This is a genomic window from Streptomyces sp. NBRC 110035, from assembly GCF_000829695.1.
Lineage (GTDB): Bacteria > Actinomycetota > Actinomycetes > Streptomycetales > Streptomycetaceae > Streptomyces.
Window position 1 is genome coordinate 1 of record NZ_BBNN01000049.1, and the last position, 22493, is coordinate 22493.

The 22493-nt window shown below is 72.7% G+C and carries 13 protein-coding genes and 2 pseudogenes; 6 read left to right on the forward strand and 9 right to left on the reverse strand.

Features of this window, described 5'->3' with window-relative positions; all coding sequences use genetic code 11:
• Together TU30_RS29585 and TU30_RS38445 are read right to left on the reverse strand one after the other, a co-directional pair.
• Positions 1–1942: alpha-1,4-glucan--maltose-1-phosphate maltosyltransferase (locus TU30_RS29585; protein WP_234308026.1), on the reverse strand; the 1942-nt coding region annotated here is incomplete at its 3' end.
• A gap of 191 nt (positions 1943–2133) precedes the next feature.
• Positions 2134–2631 carry a S8 family serine peptidase gene (locus tag TU30_RS38445; RefSeq protein WP_360730891.1) on the reverse strand — a complete coding sequence of 166 codons (498 nt, stop codon included), beginning with the start codon at positions 2629–2631 and terminating at the stop codon, positions 2134–2136.
• Positions 2632–3175: 544 nt separating this feature from the next.
• Here TU30_RS38445 and TU30_RS29595 point away from each other — a divergent pair.
• A complete protein-coding gene (locus TU30_RS29595) occupies positions 3176–5842 on the forward strand; it encodes a glycosyltransferase family 1 protein (RefSeq protein ID WP_042175919.1) in 2667 nt (888 codons plus the stop codon).
• Positions 5843–5887: 45 nt separating this feature from the next.
• On the opposite strand, the gene TU30_RS29600 is transcribed toward TU30_RS29595, so the two are convergent.
• From TU30_RS29600 to TU30_RS29620, 5 genes are all read right to left on the reverse strand, one after another.
• Positions 5888–6409, reverse strand: a complete 522-nt coding sequence (locus TU30_RS29600; protein ID WP_042175922.1) for a DUF1990 domain-containing protein — start codon at positions 6407–6409, stop codon at positions 5888–5890.
• Positions 6410–6514: 105 nt separating this feature from the next.
• A complete protein-coding gene (locus TU30_RS29605; protein ID WP_042175924.1) occupies positions 6515–8569 on the reverse strand; it encodes a M4 family metallopeptidase in 2055 nt (684 codons plus the stop codon).
• A gap of 357 nt (positions 8570–8926) precedes the next feature.
• Positions 8927–9802 (reverse strand): sulfotransferase, encoded by an 876-nt coding sequence (locus tag TU30_RS29610; protein ID WP_052479958.1) that lies wholly within the window; start codon positions 9800–9802, stop codon positions 8927–8929.
• A gap of 189 nt (positions 9803–9991) precedes the next feature.
• A complete protein-coding gene (locus tag TU30_RS29615) occupies positions 9992–11239 on the reverse strand; it encodes an Ig-like domain-containing protein (protein ID WP_176726307.1) in 1248 nt (415 codons plus the stop codon).
• Positions 11240–11490: 251 nt separating this feature from the next.
• On the reverse strand, positions 11491–12711 hold the full coding sequence (locus TU30_RS29620; RefSeq protein WP_042175928.1) for an Ig-like domain-containing protein: 1221 nt from the start codon (positions 12709–12711) through the stop codon (positions 11491–11493).
• A 355-nt stretch (positions 12712–13066) separates the two neighbouring features.
• Here TU30_RS29620 and glgX point away from each other — a divergent pair, with 355 nt between their 5' ends.
• A complete protein-coding gene (gene glgX, locus TU30_RS29625) occupies positions 13067–15355 on the forward strand; it encodes a glycogen debranching protein GlgX (RefSeq protein WP_042175931.1) in 2289 nt (762 codons plus the stop codon).
• Positions 15356–15808: 453 nt separating this feature from the next.
• Here the strand turns inward: glgX and TU30_RS34885 are convergent.
• A pseudogene (locus TU30_RS34885) lies at positions 15809–16231 on the reverse strand (ATP-binding cassette domain-containing protein); the annotation flags it as partial.
• A gap of 205 nt (positions 16232–16436) precedes the next feature.
• On the opposite strand from TU30_RS34885, the gene TU30_RS29635 reads away from it, so the two are divergent.
• The 4 genes from TU30_RS29635 to TU30_RS29650 all read left to right on the forward strand — a co-directional run bounded on the left by TU30_RS29635 (position 16437) and on the right by TU30_RS29650 (position 21812).
• The gene (locus TU30_RS29635; RefSeq protein WP_042175933.1) at positions 16437–18254 is read left to right on the forward strand and encodes an ABC transporter ATP-binding protein; all 1818 of its coding nucleotides are present in this window, start codon (positions 16437–16439) and stop codon (positions 18252–18254) included.
• Positions 18251–20122 (forward strand): ABC transporter ATP-binding protein, encoded by a 1872-nt coding sequence (locus TU30_RS29640; RefSeq protein ID WP_042175936.1) that lies wholly within the window; start codon positions 18251–18253, stop codon positions 20120–20122. Before TU30_RS29635 ends, TU30_RS29640 begins: the two co-directional genes overlap by 4 nt.
• Positions 20123–20268: 146 nt before the next feature.
• On the forward strand, positions 20269–21036 hold the full coding sequence (locus TU30_RS29645) for an enoyl-CoA hydratase/isomerase family protein (protein WP_042175939.1): 768 nt from the start codon (positions 20269–20271) through the stop codon (positions 21034–21036).
• Between the two features lie 272 nt (positions 21037–21308).
• Entirely contained in the window at positions 21309–21812 is a 504-nt protein-coding gene (locus TU30_RS29650) for an ATP-binding protein (protein ID WP_042175941.1), read from the forward strand.
• Between the two features lie 112 nt (positions 21813–21924).
• Here the strand turns inward: TU30_RS29650 and TU30_RS38450 are convergent.
• Positions 21925–22005, reverse strand: a pseudogene (locus tag TU30_RS38450) (muramidase); the annotation flags it as partial.
• Positions 22006–22493: the final 488 nt, after the last annotated feature.

A 22493-nucleotide genomic window follows, 5' to 3' on the forward strand; every position in this document is an offset into this window, starting at 1 on the left:
GCCGGATGGTGTTGAGGCGGGTGATGAGGGGGGCGATGGTGCGGCCGGTGCGCTCGGCGGTGTCCCAGTCGCGGGGTGTGAGCTGGTACTTCTCCGAGTGGAGGTACTCCTCGCTGCCGTCGCGCAGGGGGGTGTTCTCGCAGAGTTCGTAGCCGCTGTAGATGCCCCAGGTGGGGGAGAGGGTGGCGGCGAGGACGGCGCGGGCCTCGAAGGCGGGCCGGCCGCCGTGCTGGAGGTAGGCGTGCAGGATGTCGGGGGTGTTGGTGAAGAGGTTGGGCCGCATGGAGGAGGCGGCGTCCCCGGAGAGTTCGGTGAGGTACTCGGTCAGTTCCTGTTTGGTGGTGCGCCAGGTGAAGTAGGTGTAGGACTGCTGGAAGCCGACGGCGGCCAGGGTGTGCATCATCGCGGGGCGGGTGAAGGCCTCGGCCAGGAAGATGATGTCGGGGTCGGTGCGGTTGACGTCGGCGATGACGCGTTCCCAGAAGACCACCGGTTTGGTGTGCGGGTTGTCGACGCGGAAGATCCGTACCCCCGTTGCCATCCAGTGCCGCAGGATGCGGCAGGTCTCGGTGATCAGGCCGTCCATGTCCGCGTCGAAGGCGAGCGGGTAGATGTCCTGGTACTTCTTGGGCGGGTTCTCGGCGTACGCGATGGTGTGGTCGGGGCGGTGGTGGAACCACTGGGGGTGCTGGTGGACCCAGGGGTGGTCGGGGGAGCACTGGAGGGCGAGGTCCAGGGCGATCTCCAGTCCGTGGTGGGCCGCCCGGCCGACGAACCAGGTGAAGTCCTCGAGGGTGCCCAGCCGGGGGTGGACGGTGTCGTGGCCGCCCTCGGGGGAGCCGATGGCCCAGGGGACGCCGACGTCGTCGGGGCCGGCGTCCAGGGTGTTGTCGGGGCCCTTGCGGAAGGTGGTGCCGATGGGGTGGATCGGGGGGAGGTAGACGACGTCGAAGCCCATCGCGGCGATGGCGGGCAGTCGGCGGGCGGCGGTGCGGAAGGTGCCGTGCGGTTCGTCCGCGGTGCCCTCGGAGCGGGGGAAGAACTCGTACCAGGACCCGAACAGGGCACGCTCGCGCTCCACCAGCAGCGGCATCGGGTCGCTGCTGGTGACCAGGTCCCGCAGCGGGTGGCGGGCCAGCACCGCGTCCACCTCCGGCGTCAGCCCCGCCGCCAGCCGGGACGACGCCGGACGCCGCTCGTCGCGCAGCGCGTCCACGGCCGCCAGGAGCACGGTCCGGCGGTCCGGTTCCGGGACCCCGGCCGCCGCCCTCTCGTACAGCCGGGCGCCCTCCTCCAGCACCAGGTCGGTGTCCATGCCCGCCGGAATCTTGATCCGCGCGTGGTGCCGCCAGGTGGTGACCGGATCGCTCCAGGCCTCCACGGTGTACGTCCAGTGCCCCGTCCGCCCCGCGGTGACGGTCGCCCCCCACCGGTCGGTGCCCGGCGCCCGTTCACGCATCGGCGTGAACGGGCCCGGCCGGCCCTCGGGGTCGGTCAGGACGACATGGGCGGCCACCGCGTCGTGCCCCTCACGGAACACGGTCGCCGACACCTCGAACGACTCCCCGACGACCGCCTTCGCCGGCCGGCGCCCCTCGAGGACCTTCGGCCGGACGTCGAGGACGGGGATACGGCCCACGGAGGTGACGGGACGGGGGGAGCCGGGGGAGGACGGCCCGGGTGCGGGTGCGGGTGCGGGTGCGGGTGCGGGCGCGGGTGCGGGTGCCGGTGCCGGTGCCGGTGGGGGCGACGGAGTGTCGCCCCCGCTGCCCGGCCGCACCGGAGGTGCTCCGGAACCGCGTTTCGCGGACGGCCGTGGCGGGCCGGGCTTCGAGGCCGTTCCGGGGCCCGGCCGCGCCGGTGTCCCGGAACCGGGTGCCGAGGGTGTCCTCACGGTGTCGGGTTGTGGTGGAGGGGATGACGAAGGGTGCTTGGCGGGCATGACCGCTCCTGTCCGCGTCAACGTGGGTGGGCGGATGACTGTGGGGAGGTGGGTCCTGCGTGGTCCTGCGTGGTCCTGGGTGACGTACCGTGATGCCCCGTCGTGTCCCGTGGTGCACGGCGGTGCTCCTGAGGGGCGTACCGCAGGAGCCTTCCCACCCTGTTCGGGTGAGCAATCCGGCACTTTGTTAACTACTCGCGCGTATGTCGACACACAAGACCGGCCTCGCCGTGCAGGGCGGAGCCGGCCCTCGACGGGCCCGCTCCCACGCCGTCGCCCGTTTCCCGGCCGACGCCGTCGGCGGTCGGGGCGCGGGGCCGGGGAACGCCGCACCAGGGCGCCGGCGTCCGCGGCAGCCGGTTCGGCGACCCGGGGCCGCGACCGCCGGCCTTCCCGGTCGGCGCCCTCTCGACCAGGGCTTTCGCCACCTGCGCCGGAGTCGCCCGCCGGTGCCCGGCGAGACGCGGTGCCGTCGCGCCCGCCGCGTGCGGGAACGCCGTCGACGTACCCGGGGCGGCGACCCGCCCGGTGTCGCCCGCGGCGGACGCCGACCCGGCGGCGCCCCGGGAGGCGAACAGAACCACGGCCGGGCCGTGGTGCGAAAAGGCCGGTTTCTTGTCCTCCCGGCCGGTCGGGTCCACCGTGATCGCCCGTCCGGCCCCCGCCGGCGAGTACAGCCCGGCCGGCAGGGCCGTTCAGCACCGTGTCGTACGGGTGACCGGGTCCCGCCCCGTGGCGCGGCCGGATCCCCGTCCCCACCGAGCGGGCCGCGGCCCCTCCCGCGGCGTCACCGGGCGGCTGCCGGCCACGGAGCCGGGTGCTCGGGCGCGCCGGGCATCCGCCCCGCGGGCGCGGCGTGCGCGGGCGGGGCCGCGGCCGAAACCGTCGCGGCGCACGGGAGGCGCTGCCGTGGTCGCCGTCGTGGCTCCCGCCCGGCGCGGACGCCGCGTGCGCGTCCGTGCCACGCCCGGGTCCCCCTCCTCGACCCGGCGCACGGCCCCGCGGGCCGGCGCGCCACCGTGGCGGCGTCCCGTGCGGAACGAAGCCCCGCCGGGACGCCCACGGGTGGGGAACCGGCCGTGTCCGCCGCGTGGCGAATCGTTTGGGCGGGGGTGTGCCGGTACGGGGTTGTCCGACTTCCGCCGTGGATACCGTTTCCGCCGGTAGTGTCGTGCGGGACGACCGGACGCACACTGCCGTCCCTCCGCACCGCGACTCGCGCCGAGGTGGAATTTGAAGGCGATCCGTCGATTCACCGTCCGACCCGTTCTCCCCGACCCCCTCCGGCCCCTCAGTGACCTGGCCCGCAATCTGCGCTGGTCCTGGCACACTCCGACCGGCGACCTCTTCCGGTCCGTCGACCCCGAACGCTGGGCCGCCTGCGGCCGCGACCCCGTACGGCTGCTGGGCGGCGTGGGGCCCGAGCGGCTCGCCGAGCTGGCCGGCGACCGCGCGTTCCTGGACCGCCTCGACGCGGCCGCGGACGACCTGCACACGTACATGACCGGCGACCGCTGGTACCAGACCCAGTCCGGCACCCGGCCGCGGAGCGACCAACTGCCCGCCTCCATCGCCTACTTCTCTCCGGAGTTCGGCATCACGGCCGCCCTGCCGCAGTACTCCGGCGGGCTCGGCATCCTCGCCGGCGACCACCTCAAGGCCGCCAGCGACCTCGGCGTCCCGCTGATCGGCGTCGGCCTGCTCTACCGGCACGGCTACTTCCGCCAGACCCTGTCCCGGGACGGCTGGCAGCAGGAGCACTACCCCGTCCTCGACCCCCACGAGCTGCCCCTCGTCCAGCTCGAGGAACCCGACGGCAGGCACGCCCTGGTGAGCCTCGCCCTGCCCGGCGGCCGGTCGCTGCGCGCCCGGATCTGGCTGGCCCAGGTGGGCAGGGTCCCGCTGCTCCTGCTCGACTCCGACGTCGAGGAGAACGACCCCGGCGCCCGCGGCGTCACCGACCGGCTCTACGGCGGCGGCAGCGAGCACCGGCTGCTCCAGGAGATGCTGCTCGGCATAGGAGGAGTCCGGGCGGTGCGCGCGTACTGCGGGCTCACCGGGCACGCACCGCCCGAGGTGTTCCACACCAACGAGGGCCACGCCGGTTTCCTCGGTCTGGAGCGCATCGCCGAACTGGGCTCCGAGGGGCTGGAGTTCGACGCCGCCCTGGAGGCCGTCCGGGCCGGGACCGTGTTCACCACGCACACCCCCGTACCGGCCGGCATCGACCGCTTCGACCGCGATCTGGTCGCCCGCCACTTCGGCCCCGACACCGAACTGCCGGGCATCGACGTCGACCGTGTCATCGGGCTCGGCAGGGAGACGTACCCCGGCGGCGAGCCCGGCCTGTTCAACATGGCCGTGATGGGCCTGCGCCTCGCCCAGCGCGCCAACGGCGTGTCCCTGCTGCACGGCAGCGTCAGCCGCGGGATGTTCGCCGGGCTGTGGCCCGGGTTCGACCCCGAGGAGGTGCCCATCACCTCCGTCACCAACGGGGTGCACGCGCCCACCTGGGTCGCCCCCGAGGTGTTCCGGCTCGGCGCCCGGCAGATCGGCGCAGAGCGGGCCGAGGAGGCGCTGGCCGTCGGCGGATCGGACCGCTGGGACTCGGTCGCCGACATCCCGGACGAGGACATCTGGGAGCTGCGCCGGTCCCTGCGCGCCCTGCTGGTGATGGAGGTGCGGGAGCGGCTGCGCGCCTCCTGGCGGCAGCGCGGCGCCGGGACGGCGGAGCTGGGCTGGATCGACCGGGTGCTCGACCCGGACGTGCTGACCATCGGGTTCGCCCGGCGGGTCCCCTCGTACAAGCGGCTGACGCTGATGCTGCAGGACCAGGGCCGGCTGACGAACCTGCTGCTGCACCCCGAGCGGCCGGTGCAGATCGTGGTCGCGGGCAAGGCGCACCCGGCGGACGAGGGCGGCAAGCGGCTCATCCAGGAGCTGGTCCGGTTCGCCGACGACCCGCGCGTCCGGCACCGGATCGTGTTCCTGCCCGACTACGGCATGGCGATGGCGCAGAAGCTCTACCCGGGCTGCGACATCTGGCTGAACAACCCCCTGCGTCCGCTGGAGGCGTGCGGCACCAGCGGCATGAAGGCCGCGCTCAACGGCTGTCTCAACCTCTCGGTGCTGGACGGCTGGTGGGACGAGTGGTTCCAGCCCGACTTCGGCTGGGCCATCCCCACCGCGGACGGGGTGGACGGGGGCACCTCCACGCTTTCGGCGGTGGGGGACGACCCGGACCGGCGCGACGCCGTAGAGGCCGCCGCGCTCTACGACCTGCTGGAGCAGCGGATCACCCCGCGCTTCTACGAGCGGGGTGAGAGCGGACTGCCGGACCGGTGGCTGGAGATGGTCCGGCGCACCCTGAGCCTGCTCGGCCCGAAGGTGCTGGCCGGCCGCATGGTCCGCGAGTACGTCGAGCGCCTGTACGCGCCCGCCGCCGGCAGCCACCGCGCGATGGATCCGGACGCCGCGCGGGACCTCGCCCGGTGGAAGACCCGGGTGCGCGCCGCCTGGCACGGGGTGAGCGTCGACCACGTCGAGACGTCGGAGACACCGGGCACCGCGGAACTCGGCACCACGCTCGGGCTGCGGGTGCGCGTGGGCCTCGGCGACCTCGGCCCGGACGACGTCGAGGTCCAGGCCGTCTCCGGGCGGGTGGACGAGGAGGACCGCATCGCCGACGCGACCCCCGTGCCGCTGAAGCCGGTGGGCGCCGCCGACCTGGAGGGCCGCTGGGTGTACGAGGGCCCGCTCGCCCTGGACCGCACCGGACCGTTCGGCTACACGGTCCGTGTCCTGCCCAGCCACCGGCTGCTGGCGCAGGGCACGGAGATGGGCCTGGTCGCGGTCCCCTCGGAGGAGGTCCTGGGGGCGGCGGGGCTGCTGATGAGGTGAGGCGCAGCGAGTGAACGGATGGGGACGAAGGGCCTCGGGGAGTCCTCAGGACTCCCCGAGGCCCTTCGTCGCGAGGCGGCGCAGCACCGTGCCGCAGCGGCGGGCCCAGGCCTGCTGCAGGCCACGGCCGGCCGGGCCGGCCGCCCGCGCGTACCACCTGGCCGGCCTGCTGAACGCCGAGACGGTCAGCCACACCGTCCCGTCGCCGGTGCGGTCCACGACGAAGGCCTCCTCACCGCACTCCGGATGACCGGGCAGTGTGCCGTACGCCCAGCCGGCTCTGCGGTGTTCCTCCACCGTCCAGACCACCCGGCAGGGCGCCCGGACCACTCCGGCGAGCGTGACGGTGACGTCGACGCCGGGCGACGCACGGTCGGCGCCGGTGTCGAACCCGACCCCCAGGGCCCGGTGCAGTTCCCAGGACAGGACCGCCTCCGCGCCCTGGCGGAAGACCGCCTCGCCCTCGCCGAGGCGGGTGCGGACGTGCAGGGGATGGAATCCGGGAGGGCAGAAACCCGGCTCACGGGTCGCGCCGACGTGGTCGTAGGTGAAGTCCGCCGAAGACATGGGACCCAAGAGTAGGGCGGCGCCCGGAGCCGTCGACGGCGGGGCGCCGCCCCGGAGGCCGGACCTCCGGGGCGGCGCCCCGTTCCGTGTGCTGCCTGCGGCGGCCTACGGGAAGGTGAGTCCCCAGCTGTTGATGTGGCCGGTGTCCCGGGCGGCCTGGTCCTGCACCCTCAGCTGCCAGGTGCCGTTGGCGGTTTCGGAGGAGGCGTTGACCGTGTAGGTCTCGTTGACGTTGTCCGCGGAGTCGCCGGAGCTGCGGCTCTTGAGGCGGTACGCCGTCCCGTCCGGGGCCAGCAGGTCGACGACGAGGTCACCGCGCCAGGTGTGCACGATGTCGACCGGTACCCGGAGGTTGGAGGGAGCGTTGCCCGCCTGCCCGGTCACGGTGACCGACGAGGTGACGGCCGCGCCGTTGTCCGGGATGGACACGTCGGTGGTGTTCTCGAAGGTGGTGCCACCGCCACCGCCGTCCCCGGAACGTGCGCCGACGTTGATGCCGGCCCAGGCGTCCTGCACCGCCTTGTACTCGGCGCTGTCCGTGCCGTACAGCTCACCGGTGGCCGCGAGGGTGCCGGTGCGGGCGCCCGCGTAGTTGGTGGTCGAGGTGAACTTGGTGGTCAGCGCGCGGAACCAGATCTTCTCCGCCTTGGCGCGGCCGATGCCGGTGACCGGCAGACCGTCCGAGGTGGGCGAGTCGTAGCTGACGCCGTTGATGGTCTTGGTGCCGCTGCCCTCGCTCAGCAGGTAGAAGAAGTGGTTCGCGGGGCCCGAGGAGTAGTGCACGTCGATCGAGCCGATCCCGGAGTACCAGGCGTCCTTGGACGCGCCGTCCCGGCTCGGCCTGTCCATGTAGCGCAACGGGGTGCCGTCGCCGTTGATGTCGATCTCCTCGCCGATGAGGTAGTCACCGACGTCGGAGGAGTTGGCCGCGTGGAACTCGACGGTCGCGCCGAAGATGTCGCTGGTCGCCTCGTTGAGGCCACCGGACTCGCCGCTGTAGATCAGGCCTGCGGTGTTCGAGGTGAGACCGTGGGTCATCTCGTGCGCGGCGACGTCGATCGAGGTCAGCGGGTTGACGTTGCCCGACCCGTCGCCGTAGGTCATGCAGAAGCAGCTGTCCGACCAGAAGGCGTTGACGTAGTTGTTGCCGTAGTGGACCCGGGAGTAGGCGCCCACGCCGTCCCCGCGGATGCCGCTGCGGCCGTGCACGTTCTTGTAGTAGTCCCAGGTCAGTGCGGCCCCGTAGTGGGCGTCGGCGGCCGCCGACTCCAGGTTCGACGGGCTGCCGTTGCCCCACACGTCGTCGGAGCCGGAGAACAGGGTGCCGGTGCCGGAGGTGCCGCGGTTGAGGTTGTACGTCCTGTGCCCGCCGCGCGCGCCGTCGGTGAGGTTGTAGGCCGCCCCGGACTGGGTGGACGTCAGCTCGACGGTGCCGCTGTAGACGGTGTGACCGGTGGCGTTCTGGATGGCCTGCCACTCGTAGAGCTTCTCGCCCGTGGTGGCGTCGGTGACGACGTGCAGCTCCTGCGGGGTGCCGTCGTGCTGGAGTCCGCCGACGACCGTCTCGTACGCCACCGTGGGGGTGCCGCTCGCGGCCCAGACCACCTTGCGCGGGGCGCGGTCCACGTCGGGGCTCTTGGCGTCCTCGGCCTTCGCGGCGGACAGCGCCTGCTGCTTCGCCTCGGCGGTGGACACCGTGGCCGTGGTAGTGGCGGGCTCCACCGCGGCACGGGTGGCCTTGACGACGGACTCGGCCGCGCCGGGCCTCTCACCCTGCGCGACCAGGTCGCCGCCGAGGACGGGCAGGCCGTCGTAGGTGCGCTCGTAGCGGACGTGGACGGTGCCGTCGCGGTCCTTGAGGACGTCACGGACGACGAGCTTCTCCTTCGTGCCCAGACCGAGGTCCTCGGCGGTGTCCGCCTTGGTGGCGTTCGCCTCGCGGATCAGCTCGGCGCGCTGGGCGGGGGTGAGCGGTACCGACTCCGCGGCGGGCTTCGGCCGAGCCGCAGGTGTGGCGTCCGGGGCGGCGGTGGCACTGCCGGCCTGCACGGCCGTGGCCACCAGGGCGGCGACCCCGGCGAGGGCGACCGCCGCGGTGCGGCGGTGCGTGGGACGGGGGCCGGCGTGGGGGGTGCGTCTGTGGGAGGACCTTCTTCTCAACACTGACTCCTTCTGCGTGGCCACGGGTTGTGCGGCCAGGGGAGACCGGCCGGCTGGTGAGCAGGCCGGGCAGAACAGGGCGGTACGCGGTACCACGTGCTGCTGTGCGGGAGCGACGGCCGGGACACGACGGTGCGGTGGCGCTGTGGGGTTGTCGTGCGAGGACCGTGGGAAGAGTGGCAGGTGACCGCGGTTTCTGTCAGGAGCGCGTCAGGAACTTGGCCGGAAAACGTCCGTTGTCCGGGAGTTCGGGTTCGATTAACGGAATGTTTCCCGTGTGTGGCCGGGACACGGGCGTGCCGCTCGGATCCTCGAATCACCGGCCTCGTAGCACCGACGCGTTACCGGTTCAGGAGCCTAGGTGCCCTCGGTGTAGCCCCAGGCGCGGGCCAGTTCGCGCAGGCGGGGCGGGAGTTCGGTGTCCGGGGCGGCCGGGCGGGCGGTGTGGATGCGGCCGGATCTGATGGTGTCGGACCAGTCGCCCAGCTGAGGGCGGAAGGCCCCGTGGTCCTTGCTGCCGTAGTCGAGCATGCCGGGCTCCCAGGGCACGCCGAGGTAGTCGCACACGCCCCGGGTCACCCGCTCCGGTGCGGTGGTGAGCTCCTCGTAGGAGATCACGTGGGCGTCGGGGGCGTGCCGCGCCTCCTCCAGCTTCTCTGCGTAGCCGAGGACCTCGGCGCGGATGGCCGCGTGGTCCGGGTCGGTGCGGCGGGCGGTCAGGGAGGCGACGACCGCTCCCGGGTGGCGCAGCAGGACGATGCGGCGGGCGCCGGGCCAGCATCGGTGCAGCCGGGGCCAGACGAGGGTGTTGGGCGGGGTCTTGTCGACGATGACGTCCTTGCCGCTGCGGGTCAGTTCCAGGTGCAGCACCCGGTCCCACAGGAGGTGTTCGAGTTCTTCCCGGTCCAGCTGCAGGGCCCGCATGGCGTCCACGCTGAAGGACCGGGACAACTGGACGTGCAGGGTGCGCAGGTGCATCTCGTGCGGGGCGCGTATACGGCTGTGGCTGTTCAGCAGGACGCGCAGCAGCGTCGATCCGGAGCGCACCGAGGACAGCACGAACACCGGGGACTCCACCAGACGTGGCGCGGGCGGGGCGGCGTACGGGGCCGCCCCGGGCCGGGGGGCCGGCACCGCGTCGAAGCGGCGGCGCGGCGGGCTGACGGCCTGCGCCATCAGCCTCCCCCGACGCCTCAGCCCCTTGCCGATCGCGGAGATTCGCGGGTCCTTCACCGTGCCACCTCTTTCTCGCCGTGCGCTGGCCGTAGTCCAGGGGCAGCGGACGAACGTGAGGTGTCCGGGAGGCGACGCGCCGGGGCGGCCGGTCCGCACACACCGGCCGCCACCAGGCACTTCGGCCCTTCCTTAATTCTTCATGGGAAGGCTTCGGCCAGAGGGCGCGGGACGGCCGGGGGCCCGCTGCTACGCCTTCCACTCCTCCCAGGACATGTTCCAGCCGTTGAGGCCGTTGTCCGGGGCGATGGTGGCGTCGTTGGAGTTCTTCACGACGACCACGTCACCGATCATGGAGTTCTCGAAGAACCAGGAACCCGGGGCCTTCCTGTCCCAGCCGCCACGGGTGTCGCGCAGGCCGATGCAGCCGTGGCTGGCGTTGTAGTTGCCGAAGGCGCCGCCGCCCCAGTAGTTGCCGTGGATGAAGGTCCCCGACGTGCTCAGGCGCATGGCGTGCGGGACGTCCTTGATGTCGTACTCGCCGCCGAACCCGACCGTCTCGCCGTTCATCCGGGTGACCGCGAGCCGCTCGCTGATGACCATCCGGCCGTTCCAGGTCTCGGTGCCGGGGGCACCGGTGGTGACCGGGATCGTCTTGATGACCTTGCCGTCCCGCTCGACCTTCATGGTGAGCTTCTTGGCGTCGACGACGGAGACCTGGCTGCGGCCGATGGTGAAGGAGACGGTCTTGGCCTGCTCGCCGTAGACGCCGGGGCGGCCCTCGACGCCGTCGAGGTTGAGGTAGACGGTGACCTCGGTGCCGGCCTTCCAGTACTTCTCGGGCCGGAAGTCGAGGCGGTCGTTGCCGAACCAGTGGCCCTCGACCTCGACGGCCGGCTCGGTCCTGACGGTGATGGCCTTCTCGACGTCCTCGGGGTTGGTGATGCCCCGGGTGAAGCGGAGCGAGAACGGCATTCCGACGCCGACCTTGGAGCCGTCCTCGGGGGTGAAGGTCCCGACGAAGGTGTTCTCGGGGGTCAGCGTGGTGAAACTGGAGTCCTCGGCGGCGGTGCGGCCGGCGGAGTCCTCGGCGACCGCGTGCACGGTGTACTTGGTGGAGGCGGCCAGGTGGGTCGACGGCGTCCAGCGGGCGCCGTCGCCGGATATCTCCCCGTCGACCCTCTCGCCGTCCGGGTTCTTGACGACGACCTCGGTCAGTCTGCCCTCGGCCGCGTCGACCTTGAGTGCTCCGCTGGTCTTCACCGACTCGGCGCCGTCCTCGGGGGCTATGCCGATGACCGCCTCGGGCTGCTTGCTCACCGCCGCGGTGGAGTCCTTGGGACTGTCGTCCCGCGAGCCGGACCCGGCGCCCGAGCCGGTACCCCCGCCGCCGCAGGCGGTGACCGCCAGCATCACCCCGAGTGCCAGCGCGGCGAGCTTCCCGCCGCCGCGCCCGCGCGCGTCGACCGACGCCCCCGATATCGGCCCCACGTTCACTTGTTTCTCCCCTCGGCGGGCCTGGCCCGGCCCGCGCCCCCGCACGCCTCCCGCGCGCTTCGGCGCATAGTAACCACAGGCCAGGAGGGTTGGACGCGGCTGGTGTGTCACCGTTCCGTTCCAACTTTCACCCCCTGAGGCGCACAACCGGAGCGCCCTTTCGACCGTCCGCGCAAAGGGTGTGGCCCCAGCGCGTCACTCAGGGGCCACGTCAGGGCCACGCCGAGGCCGTGCCGGGGTTGCGTCGGGGGTCACTTCACGGCGCTGCCCTTCGTCCACTTCTCCCAGCTCATGTTCCAGCCGCCGAGGCCGTTGTCCGGGGCGACCGTCCGGTCCTTGCTGTTGACCACCTCGACGACGTCGCCGACGAGGCTGCGGTCGAAGAACCAGCCCGCGGGAGTGCTCGCCCCGCCGCCCTTCACATCCCGCAGACCGATGCACCCGTGGCTGACGTTGGTGTCCCCGAAGACGTCGTTCTCGGCCCAGTAGTTGCCGTGCAGGAAGGTGCCGGAGTCGGTCAGGCGGATGGCGTGCGGGACGTCGGGGATGTCGTACTCGCCGCCGAAGCCGACCGTGCGGCTGTCCATCCGGGTGACCTCGAGCATCTCGGTGATCACCATCTTCCCGTTGTACGTGGGGGTCTTGGGCGCCCCGGCCGTGACCGGCACGGTGGCGAGCACCTCGCCGTCCCGGCGCACCTCCATCGTGTGCCGGGACGCGTCGACCACCGAGACCTGACCGCGCCCGACGGTGAACGAGAACGTGCGGTGCTGGAGCCCGTAGACACCGGGCGCGCCCTCGACGTCCCGCAGGTCCAGTTCGACGGTTACCTCGGTGCCGGGCTTCCAGTACTTCTCGGGGCGGAAGTCGAGGCGTTCCCTGCCGAACCAGTGCGGGCGGACGTCGACGGCCGGACGGGAGGTGACGCGGACGGCGCGTTCGACCGCCGCGCGGTCGGCGATCTCGCGGTTGAACGCCAGGGAGACGATCATCCCCGTGCCGACGACGGAACGGTCGTCCGGGGCGACATAGCCGATGAAGCGCTGCTCGGGGACGTACGTGGTGAAGGTGGTGTGACGGGCCGAGCGGCGCCCGTCGTCGTCCAGGGCGACGGCGTCGACCGTGTACTTCGCGGCCAGCGCCAGCCGTTCGTCGTCGGGCTTCCAGCTCCGCCCGTCGGCGGAGATCCGGCCGGGGACCGGGGACTCCCGTGCGTCCTGGGACCGGACGACCCTGACCGACTCCAGCCGGCCCTCGGACGCCCGCACCCGCAGCACCTGGCCGGGGCGCACCTCCTTGCCGGCGTCGGCGGGCACGACCCGGATCACCTCCTCGGGTCCCGGGGGGCCGAACGCACCCGCGACGGGGCCGTCCGAGGTACAGCCGACGGCCCCGACCAGCAGTCCTGCCCATGTCACTACGGCGGCCAGTGCGGCCCTCGCGCGCAGTGCGCGCCCTTGTACGTGGCTCACGCGCTACCCAACGACGGTGTGCGCCGTGGGGAAACGACCGTGCCTCCCCCCGGGGGAAGCACCCGTCTTCGCCCGGCCCCGCCCCCGCACCCCGCAGGGACGGGCCCCAGCGCCCCGCAGGGACATGCGTGCGCGCCCCCGCTCCGGGGGCGACGCGAGGGTGCGCCCCGGGAAACACCGGGGCGCACCCCGACGTTCCCCGGGGGAACGTGAGTGCACGGCACGCTCTGGGCAGAACTGAGGGGAGGACGACACGCCGGGGAGCCGCGGCCGGAGCCGAGGAACGCCCAGGGGACTGGGCGGCCGCACTCCCCTGCCCGCCGTCGTCCCATGACGAGCCGCGGGAGGCTGACAGGTGTCCAGCGCAGCCGAGCAGGAGGCGGTCGCCGGGCGGGAGGCGGCGCCCGGGGCCCGGGCCACCGGCGACGGGCGCCCGGCCGTCGCCGTGAACGGCGTACGGGCAATCGCGCCGCCGCCGGTGACGGTGCCCGTGCGGCCCGGCCCGCCGGCCCCGTTGGGCGCCCGTTTTCGGACCGGTCCGGACGGGGCGGCGGGGACCGGCTTCGCGCTGTGGGCACAGGGCGCCGAAGGCGTCGAGCTGTGCCTGTTCGACGGGCACGGCGGGGAGAGCCGCGCCCGGCTCACCGAGCTGACGGACGGGGTCTGGCACGGCTTCGTGCCGGGCGTCCTGCCCGGCACGCGCTACGGCTACCGGGTGCACGGCCGCTGGGACCCGTGGACCGGTGCCCGCTGGAACCCGGCGAAACTGCTGCTCGACCCGTACGCCCGCGCGGTGGACGGCGACTACGGCACGTCCGGCCTGCCGCCCCAGGTGTACGGGCATGTCCGGGACTGGCCGGACCAACAGGTCGCGGACACCGTGCGCGACGACCGGGACTCCGCTCCGTACGTGCCGAAGGGGGTCGTCGTCCACGACGACGACGACTGGTCCGACGACCGCCGGCCCGGGACGCCGTGGGCGGACACGGTCCTGTACGAGCTGCACGTCAAGGGGTTCACGCAGCGGCACCCGGGCATCCCCGGGGAACTGCGCGGCACGTACGCGGGGCTGGCCCATCCTGTCGCGATCGACCATCTGGTGCGGCTCGGGGTGACGGCCGTGGAGCTGCTGCCGGTGCACCAGTTCGCGCACGAGGACCATCTCCTGAGGCGGGGGCTGCGCAACCACTGGGGCTACAACTCCGTCGGCTGGTTCGCCCCGCACGCCGGCTACGCGGCCTTCGGGACGGGCGGACAGCAGGTCGGCGAGTTCAAGCGGATGGTGCGCGCGCTGCACGCGGCGGGCATCGAGGTCGTCCTCGACGTGGTCTACAACCACACCGCCGAGGCGAACGAACTGGGCCCCACCCTGTCCCTGAAGGGCATCGACAACCGCGGCCACTACCGGCTCCGGGCCGATGCCCGCCGGTACGCCGACTACACCGGCTGCGGCAACACCCTGGACGTCGTCCAGCCGCACGTACTGCGCCTGATCACGGACTCGCTGCGCTACTGGGTGACCGAGATGGGCGTCGACGGCTTCCGCTTCGACCTGGCGGCGGCACTGGCCCGCACCGCGGACGGGGACGACGTCGACATGCGCGTCCCGTTCCTCTCGGCGATCGCCCAGGATCCGGTGCTGCGCGGGGTGAAGCTGATCGCCGAGCCGTGGGACGTGGGCCCCGGCGGCTACCGGGTGGGGGCGTTCCCGCCGCTGTGGTCGGAGTGGAACGACCGGTACCGCGACGCCGTACGGGACTTCTGGCGGCCCGGCGCCGCGGACCTGCGGGAGATCGGCTACCGGCTCTCCGGTTCGAGCGACCTGTACGACTGGGGCGGGCGGCGCCCGTACGCCTCGGTCAACTTCGTCACCGCACACGACGGGTTCACCCTGCGTGACCTCGTGTCGTACGAACACAAGCACAACGAGGCCAACGGCGAGGGCAACCGGGACGGCACCGACGACAACCGCTCCTGGAACTGCGGCGCCGAGGGCGAGACCGACGACCCGGGCATCCTGGCCCTGCGCCGGCGACAGCTGCGCAACCTGCTGGCCACCCTGCTGCTCTCGACGGGTGTGCCGATGCTGGTCGCGGGTGACGAGATGGGGCGCACCCAGCGCGGCAACAACAACGCCTACTGCCAGGACAACGAGACCGGCTGGGTGGACTGGGAGCTGCTGGGCCGACCGGGCTGGCAGGCCCTGTTCGACCTCACGTCCAGGCTGATCGCCCTGCGCCGCCGCCATCCGGTGCTGCGCCGCCGCACCTTCTACTCCGGACACGCGCACAGTGCCGACGGCCTGCGCGACCTGGCCTGGTTCACCGCGCGGGGCACGGAGATGACCGAGGAGGACTGGTACGCGCCCACCGCCGCCCTCGGCATGTACCTCTCCGGCCGGGACATCCCGGACCGGGACGAGCGCGGTGAGCGCGTCCTCGACGACAGCTTCCTCGCCGTCCTCCACGCCGGCGACGAACCGGCGGACGTCCGCCTCCCGGGTCCGCCGTGGGCCGAGCGCTACGAGGTCCTCGTCGACACCGGCCGGGAGGACCAGGGGTCCCCGCCGGCCACGCCCCACCTCGCGGACACGACGATCACGGTCGAGGGACGGACGGTGCTGCTGCTGCGCGTGGTCGGGTGACGTGCCGCACCCCCGGCCGGACACCGGTCCGTCAGGTCGCCGAAGTGGGCGAAGAGGGACACCGGCGGACCGTTGACCAGGAGGACCGCGCCGAACAGCGCCCAGCCCGGCCCGTCTCCCGGAGGCAGCCCGCCCGACTGCGAGCCCGCCAGGGTCACCGCGGTGGCCGGCAGACCCGCCCTGACCAGAGGCCTCGGGAGCTGGTGGGCGATACCGAAGCAGCCGATGGCCGCGTAGAAGGCGAACAGCGGGTTCATCCAGGTGAGCACGGACCCGAGGGCCCAGCGGACGGTAGTAGCAGGCGCTCTCCGCGGTCGGTCCGGGGCGCCTGCGTTCCGCCCGGCCCCGGGCCAGCTGCAGGAGGAGGGCCACGACGGCCAGCGCGCCACCCGCCCACCGCTCACCGTCGGTCATGCCGATGGCATCGGCGGCCGACAGCGAGAGCACGGTACCGGCCGCGAGCAGGGTGTACGGCCCCCCGCCGGAGAGTTCGCCGAAGCGGCTGTCCAGGTGCGGAGCGAGCCCGAGGCGTTCGGCCAGGGGCCGCCAGCCGGCGGGGTGCGGGTAGAACGCGGCGTACAGTTCGAGGGCCTCGCGGACGGTGAGCTTGGCCTGGAGTTCACTCCGCTGGAGCTGGACGCCGAGAACCCGGGCGACCCGCTCGTGGTCGGCGATCGGGTGGAGGCCGGTGACGCGGACCCGGCCGGCGTCGGGGACGCGCAGGCCCTCGACGCATTCGACGGTGGTCGTCTTGCCGGCGCCGTTGGGGCCGAGGATGCCGAAGATCTCGCCCTCCTCGACGGCGAAGGAGAGGCCGTGCACGACGGGCCGGCCCCCGTAGGACGTGCGCAGATCGGTGACTTCGATGAGGGGCATGGCACCAAGCCTTCCGGTGGGAGGGGTGCTCGCACATCGGCCGTCCCGCTGGGGAGGCGTCAGCCGATCGGCTGATGGAGTGATACGACTTCCGCGTTCTCCGGGTACGGCCGGCCCGAGCCGCAGGTCGTAGGTCCGAAGGCCGAGCGTGGTCCGGCCAAAACTCGGTGGGCAGGGTCAGTGACGATCCGTAGGCTCGCTGCTGATGGCCACCACACTCCCACCCCCGCCCCCACCCCTCGAAACGCGCGAAGCGTCCTCCACGGTTCGTACGTTGCTGCGTCTGTGGCCGTACGTGCGGCCCGTGCGGGCGCGGCTGCTGACCGCCGCCGTCATCGCGATCCTCGCCTCGTGCATCGGCCTGGTCATCCCGCTGGTCCTGAAGTGGATGGTGGACGGCCCGATCGCCGACCGGGATCCGGCGGGTGTGTGGCTCGGCGCGCTGTACCTGCTGCTGCTCGGGCTCGCGGAGGCACTGCTGTTCGGGCTCCGGCGGTGGCTGGTGGCGCGTCCGCTGGCGGGGGTCGAGGCGGGAATGCGGGCGGGCCTGTACCGGCGCCTGCAGCGGCTGCCGGTGGCGTTCCACGACCGGTGGCCGTCGGGGCAGTTGCTGTCCCGGGGGACCACGGATCTGATGCTGGTGCGCATGTTCCTGGCCTTCCCACTGACGTTTCTCCTGGTCAACGGGGTGACGATCCTCGTCGGTGTGATCATCATGCTGATCCAGGACTGGGCTCTTGGACTGGTCGTCCTGATTCCCGCCGTGCCGGTGGTGGTCACCTGCCTGATCTTCGAGAAGCGGTACTCCAGGGCGTCGCGGCTCGGACAGGACCAGGTCGGCGATCTGACGACGGTCGTCGAGGAGAGCGTGCTCGGCATCCGTGTCATCAAGGGGTTCGGACGGCACCGCAGCCAGGCCCGGGTGTTCCGGAAGCTGTCCGAGGATCTGCGCGGGACGGAGCTGCGCAAGGCCCGGCTGCTCGGCGCCATCATGAGCGTCATCGTGACGCTCCCGGAGCTGGCCATCGGCACGACCCTGGTGCTGGGGACCATGCGGGTGGCCGACGGGGACCTGTCCGCGGGCACCCTGGTGGCGTTCCTGTCGACGGCCCTGGCGCTGCGCTGGCCCGTGGACTCGATCGGCTTCCTGCTGGCGATGAGCCAGGAGGCGGCGACCGCGACCGAGCGGTACTTCGAGGTGATGGACACCGAGGAGGAGGAGCCGGGTCCCCACGGCGCACGGACGCCGGCCGCCTCCGCGGGCGACGACGGGCTGCGCTTCCACGACGTCACCTTCCGCTACCCCGACGCCCCTTCCGGGTCCCCGCCCGTCCTGGACCGGGTCGACCTGCACATCCGTCCCGGCGAGTCGATGGCCCTGGTCGGCGCGACCGGCAGCGGCAAGACCACGCTCACCGCCCTGGTCCCCCGGCTGCACGAGGCGACCTCGGGGCGGATCACCCTCGACGGCACGGACATCACCGCGCTGTCCCGCGAGGAGCTGCGGTGCAGGGTCTCCGTCGCGTTCGAGGAGCCGACCCTGTTCTCGGCCGCGGTGGGGGAGAACGTGCTGATGGGCGCCGGGGCCGCCGCCGGGAAGGACGAGCTGGAGCGGGCGCTGGGCGTGGCACAGGCCGACTTCGTGCACGCGCTGCCGCAGGGCACCGACACCCAGGTCGGCGAGCAGGGGCTGAGCCTGTCCGGCGGGCAGCGGCAGCGTCTCGCGCTGGCCCGCGCGGTGGTCGGGCAGCCCGACTTCCTGGTACTGGACGACCCGCTGTCCGCGCTCGACGTGCACACGGAGGCCGCGGTCGAGGCGGCCCTGCGCCGGGTGCTCGCGGACACCACGGCCCTGATCGTGGCGCACCGTCCGTCCACGGTCCTGCTGGCCGACCGCGTCGCCCTGCTCTCCGGCGGCCGGATCACGGCGGTCGGCACCCACCACGAACTGCTGCGCACCAACGCCGAGTACGCCCACCTGATGGCCGGCGACCCGGTGGGACAGAAGGAGGAGCAGCGATGACGGCGGCCCCCACCACGCCCGTCCGTGACAAGAGCGACAAGAACGACAAGAACGACGCACCGCCGGCCCCGGCGGCCGGTGACCCCTTCGACCGGGACGTCCTGCCAACCCCACCGGGAGCCAGCGGCGTCCTGCTGCGCTCCCTGCTGGCACCGATGCCCGGCAGGGTCGCCCTGACGGCGCTTCTGCTGCTGCTCCAGCAGGCGGCGGTGCAGGCGGGCCCGCTGCTGGTGGCGTACGCGATCGACCGGGGCGTACCCGCGTTCCGGTCCGCCGACCACGGGCCGCTGATCGCGGTGGCGGTGGGCTATCTGCTGTGCGCGGCGTCGGGCGGCGTGCTGCAGTACGCGTTCATCGCCACCGCCGCCCGGGTCAGCCAGGACGTGCTGCTGGATCTGCGCGGCCGCATCTTCCGGCACGCGCAGGTACTCAGCGTCGACTTCCACGAGCGCTACACCTCGGGCCGGCTCATCTCCCGCTCCACCACGGACGTCGAGTCGCTGCGGGAACTGCTGGAGGAGGGCCTGCAGGAGCTGGTGACGGTCATCGTGTCCTGCGTCTACATCTCGGTGCTGCTGCTCTGGCTTGACCTCGGACTCGGCGCGGTGGCGGTGGCGTCCTTCGTCCCGCTGTACGCACTCATACGGTCGTACCGGCGGCGGGTCTCCGAGGTGTACCGGCAGCGGTCCACGGCGATCGCCGCGGTGATCGTGAAGTTCGTCGAGACGATGAACGGCATCCGCCCGGTGCGCGCCTTCCGCCGCGAGTCCGCCAACGACGCCGCGTTCCGGGAGCTGAACCGGCGGCACGAGCGGACCAACGGCGACGCGCTCCTCGAGATGGCCCGCTATGTGGTCGGCTCCCGGGTGACCGCCAACACCACGGTCGCGCTGGCCGTCCTGTGGGGCGCCCACCGGGTGGCGGAGGGGACACTCGCGCTCGGTGTGCTGGCGGCGGCGGTGCTGTACCTGCGGCGGCTGTACGACCCGATCGACCGGCTGGGCATGTTCCTGAACGCGTACCAGTCGGCGGCGGCCTCGCTGGAGAAGATCGCCGGTCTGCTGGCGCAGGTCCCGTCCGTCCCGGAGCCGGCGGCGCCCCGTGAGCTGCCGGAACTGCGGTCGGAGCACCCCGGCCGCGAGGTCGTCTTCGACGGGGTCCGCTTCGCGTACCGCACCGGCGGCGAGGTGCTGCCCCGCTTCGACCTCACCCTCCCCGCCGGGCAGACCGTCGCCGTGGTGGGCTCGACCGGCGCCGGCAAGTCGACACTGGCCAAGCTGCTCGCCCGCTTCTACGACCCCACCGACGGCCGGGTCCTGCTCGACGGCGTCGACCTGCGCGACCTGCCGGGGCCCGAGCTGCGGCGCGGGGTGGTCATGGTGACGCAGGAGGCGTTCCTGTTCTCCGGCACGGTCGCCGACAACATCGCCCTCGGCCGCCCGGAGGCCGGCCGCGCGGAGATCGAGCAGGCGGCGAAGGAGATCGGCGCGCACGACTTCATCACCTCCCTCCCGGACGGCTACGACACCGACGTACGCAAACGCGGCGGCCGCATCTCGGCCGGCCAGCGCCAACTCGTGGCCTTCGCAAGGGCGTTGCTGGCCGATCCCGCCGTACTGATCCTGGACGAGGCGACCAGCTCACTGGACATCCCCGGCGAGCGCGCGGTGCAGCGCGCGATGACGACGGTGCTGAAGGGCCGTACGGCGGTCGTCATCGCCCACCGTCTGTCCACCGTGGAGATCGCGGACCGCGTCCTGGTGATGGAACACGGCCGCATCGTGGAGGACGGTCCCCCGGCCGAACTCGTCGCGGGCACAGGCCGCTTCGCGGACCTGCACCGGGCATGGCGGGACAGCCTGGCGTAACGCGCGAGCGGTCCCGGTGCGGGGTGCGGCACCGGGGCCGTCGGCATCGGTCGCCGTGCCGTGTCTGCCGGAAGCCTCCGGGCCCCTGGCCGGGTGTGATCGACCGCACCGGGCCGGTTGCCGTTAGCCGCCGTTAACCTGCTGCCATGACCGTACATCTCGAAGTCGCCGAGGGCGTCGGCACGCTGCGCCTGGACCGCCCGCCCATGAACGCGCTGGACGTCGCCACGCAGGACCGGCTGAAGGAGCTCGCAGAGGAGATCACGCGTCGCGACGACGTGCGTGCCGTGGTGGTCCACGGAGGGGAGAAGGTGTTCGCGGCGGGCGCGGACATCAAGGAGATGCAGGCGATGGACCACACCGCGATGGTCCTGCGCGCCCGCGCCCTGCAGGACTCCTTCACCGCAGTGGCCCGTATTCCCAAGCCGGTGGTGGCCGCGGTGACCGGCTACGCGCTCGGCGGGGGCTGCGAACTCGCGCTCTGCGCGGACTTCCGCATCGCGGGGGAGAACGCCAGGCTGGGCCAGCCCGAGATCCTGCTCGGACTGATCCCGGGGGCCGGCGGCACCCAGCGCCTGGCCCGCCTCATCGGCCCGTCCAGGGCCAAGGACCTCATCTTCACGGGCCGTCAGGTGAAGGCCGACGAGGCGTTGGCGCTGGGTCTGGTGGACCGGGTGGTGCCCGCCGCCGAGGTCTACGAGCAGGCGCACGCGTGGGCCGCGAAACTCGCGAAGGGCCCCGCGATCGCCCTGCGCGCGGCCAAGGAGGCGGTCGACACCGGTCTGGAGACCGACATCGACACCGGCCTCACCGTCGAACGCAACTGGTTCGCGGGCCTGTTCGCCACCGAGGACCGCGAGCGGGGGGTGCGCAGCTTCGTGGAGGACGGCCCCGGCAAGGCAAGATTCCTGTGAACCCCCCTGCGGAGGCTTGTAATTGACGTGACGTCTGATCCGGGTCCCTCGATGGGGTGGTTTATGGGAGCCTTAACGCACCCTTAAGCCTGTCGTGTCGAGGGAGCCTGTCGATTGCCGCGCAGCGAGCCGTCTCCGCAGGCCGAGTGGGCCGTCGGCGCTTCCGAAGTGCTAGGGGCATATGCCGCCGGGCTGCCCTGCGGTGGGGCGTGCGGGGGGCGCATTCCGCCGGAACGACCCCGGACGCCCCGCCGGACATCCATGATGGGGGCATGGCGGGGCTGGATGGCAGGGAACAGCCGCGGGGAGGCGGACGTGCGACCGCGTCGCGCTGGTCGCCGACGGTCGAGGATGAACACGCCCAGAAGGTACTGGAGTTGTTCGGCGATCCGTCACAGGCGGAGGTCCCGCTGCCGTCCCGCCCGGAGTCCGCGGCCACCGCCCGCCGGCTCACCCAGGTCGTGGTCCTGCGCCACTGGGGCCTCGGGGCGGCGATCACCGAGGACGCGGTCCTCCTCGTCTCCGAGCTCGTCGGCAACGCGGTGCGCCACACCGGCGCCCGGGTCTTCGGCCTCCGGCTGCGCCGTCGCCCCCGCTGGATCCGCGTCGAGGTCCGCGACCCGTCCCGCGGCCTGCCCTGCCTCATGCCGGTCCAGGAACTCGACATCAGCGGACGTGGCCTCTTCCTCGTCGACGCCCTTGCCGACCGCTGGGGCGTCGACCTCCTGCCCCGGGGCAAGACGACCTGGTTCGACATGCGCATCACCGACCGCTGAGCCGAAGCGCCGGCCGGTGAGCGGGAGCCCACTCCTCCAGGGCGGCGCGGTCGGGGAAACCGGCGACGTTGGTGTCCACGGGGTCGTGGGTGCACTGGTGAAAGCGCCACGCCGCCTTGACGAAGACGAAGGACAGACCGTCGGTGCCGCAGGACGAGGACTGGTGCGAGCTCACACCGATGCCGCGCAGCATGAGGCCTCCCTGAAGCACCGGTGAGGGGAGGGGAGTCGGGTGGAGCCGGAGGTGTCGGGGGAGCCGAATGGGCCACTCCTCTTGTGAATCACTCCTTCCGCCGTGGCACGGGACGCCCGCGCATGTGGTGGAAATGTCGGCTTCTCACCGTTCGGGGGACCGGCCTGCGTGACCTCACACGCCACAACGCCCCCTTGGAGTCCCTCTGGCGTCTTCTCTTCGCCATGTATTGATTACCTGGCACGAGTGAACTACCCCGAGGGCGAAGCGCTTTGGTGCGCGCCGACGGTCCGGGGCGCGGTCGCTCCGGGCGCTGCGCAGAACCCGTTGGGGGTTTGGTTCGGTGGGAGTCCTGGTGGGCCGTGGGGCCGCGGACGCACTGGCCTTTCGTGTGCCGGAGCCGCTGGAGGTGAGTGACACCGGCGGCCCCGTCGGTGTCGGTCCTCCGCAGCGCCGCCCGCTTCCGCCGCGTCTGCTCCTGGAGGCCG

Excerpts from the sequence above, each read along its gene's own strand:
- TU30_RS29600 (WP_042175922.1), bottom strand. The coding sequence starts at position 6,409 with ATGTCTTCGGCGGACTTCACCTACGACCACGTCGGCGCGACCCGTGAG.
- TU30_RS29645 (WP_042175939.1), top strand. The coding sequence starts at position 20,269 with ATGACCGTACATCTCGAAGTCGCCGAGGGCGTCGGCACGCTGCGCCTG.
- TU30_RS29640 (WP_042175936.1), top strand. The coding sequence starts at position 18,251 with ATGACGGCGGCCCCCACCACGCCCGTCCGTGACAAGAGCGACAAGAAC.
- TU30_RS29650 (WP_042175941.1), top strand. The coding sequence starts at position 21,309 with ATGGCGGGGCTGGATGGCAGGGAACAGCCGCGGGGAGGCGGACGTGCG.
- TU30_RS29635 (WP_042175933.1), top strand. The coding sequence starts at position 16,437 with ATGGCCACCACACTCCCACCCCCGCCCCCACCCCTCGAAACGCGCGAA.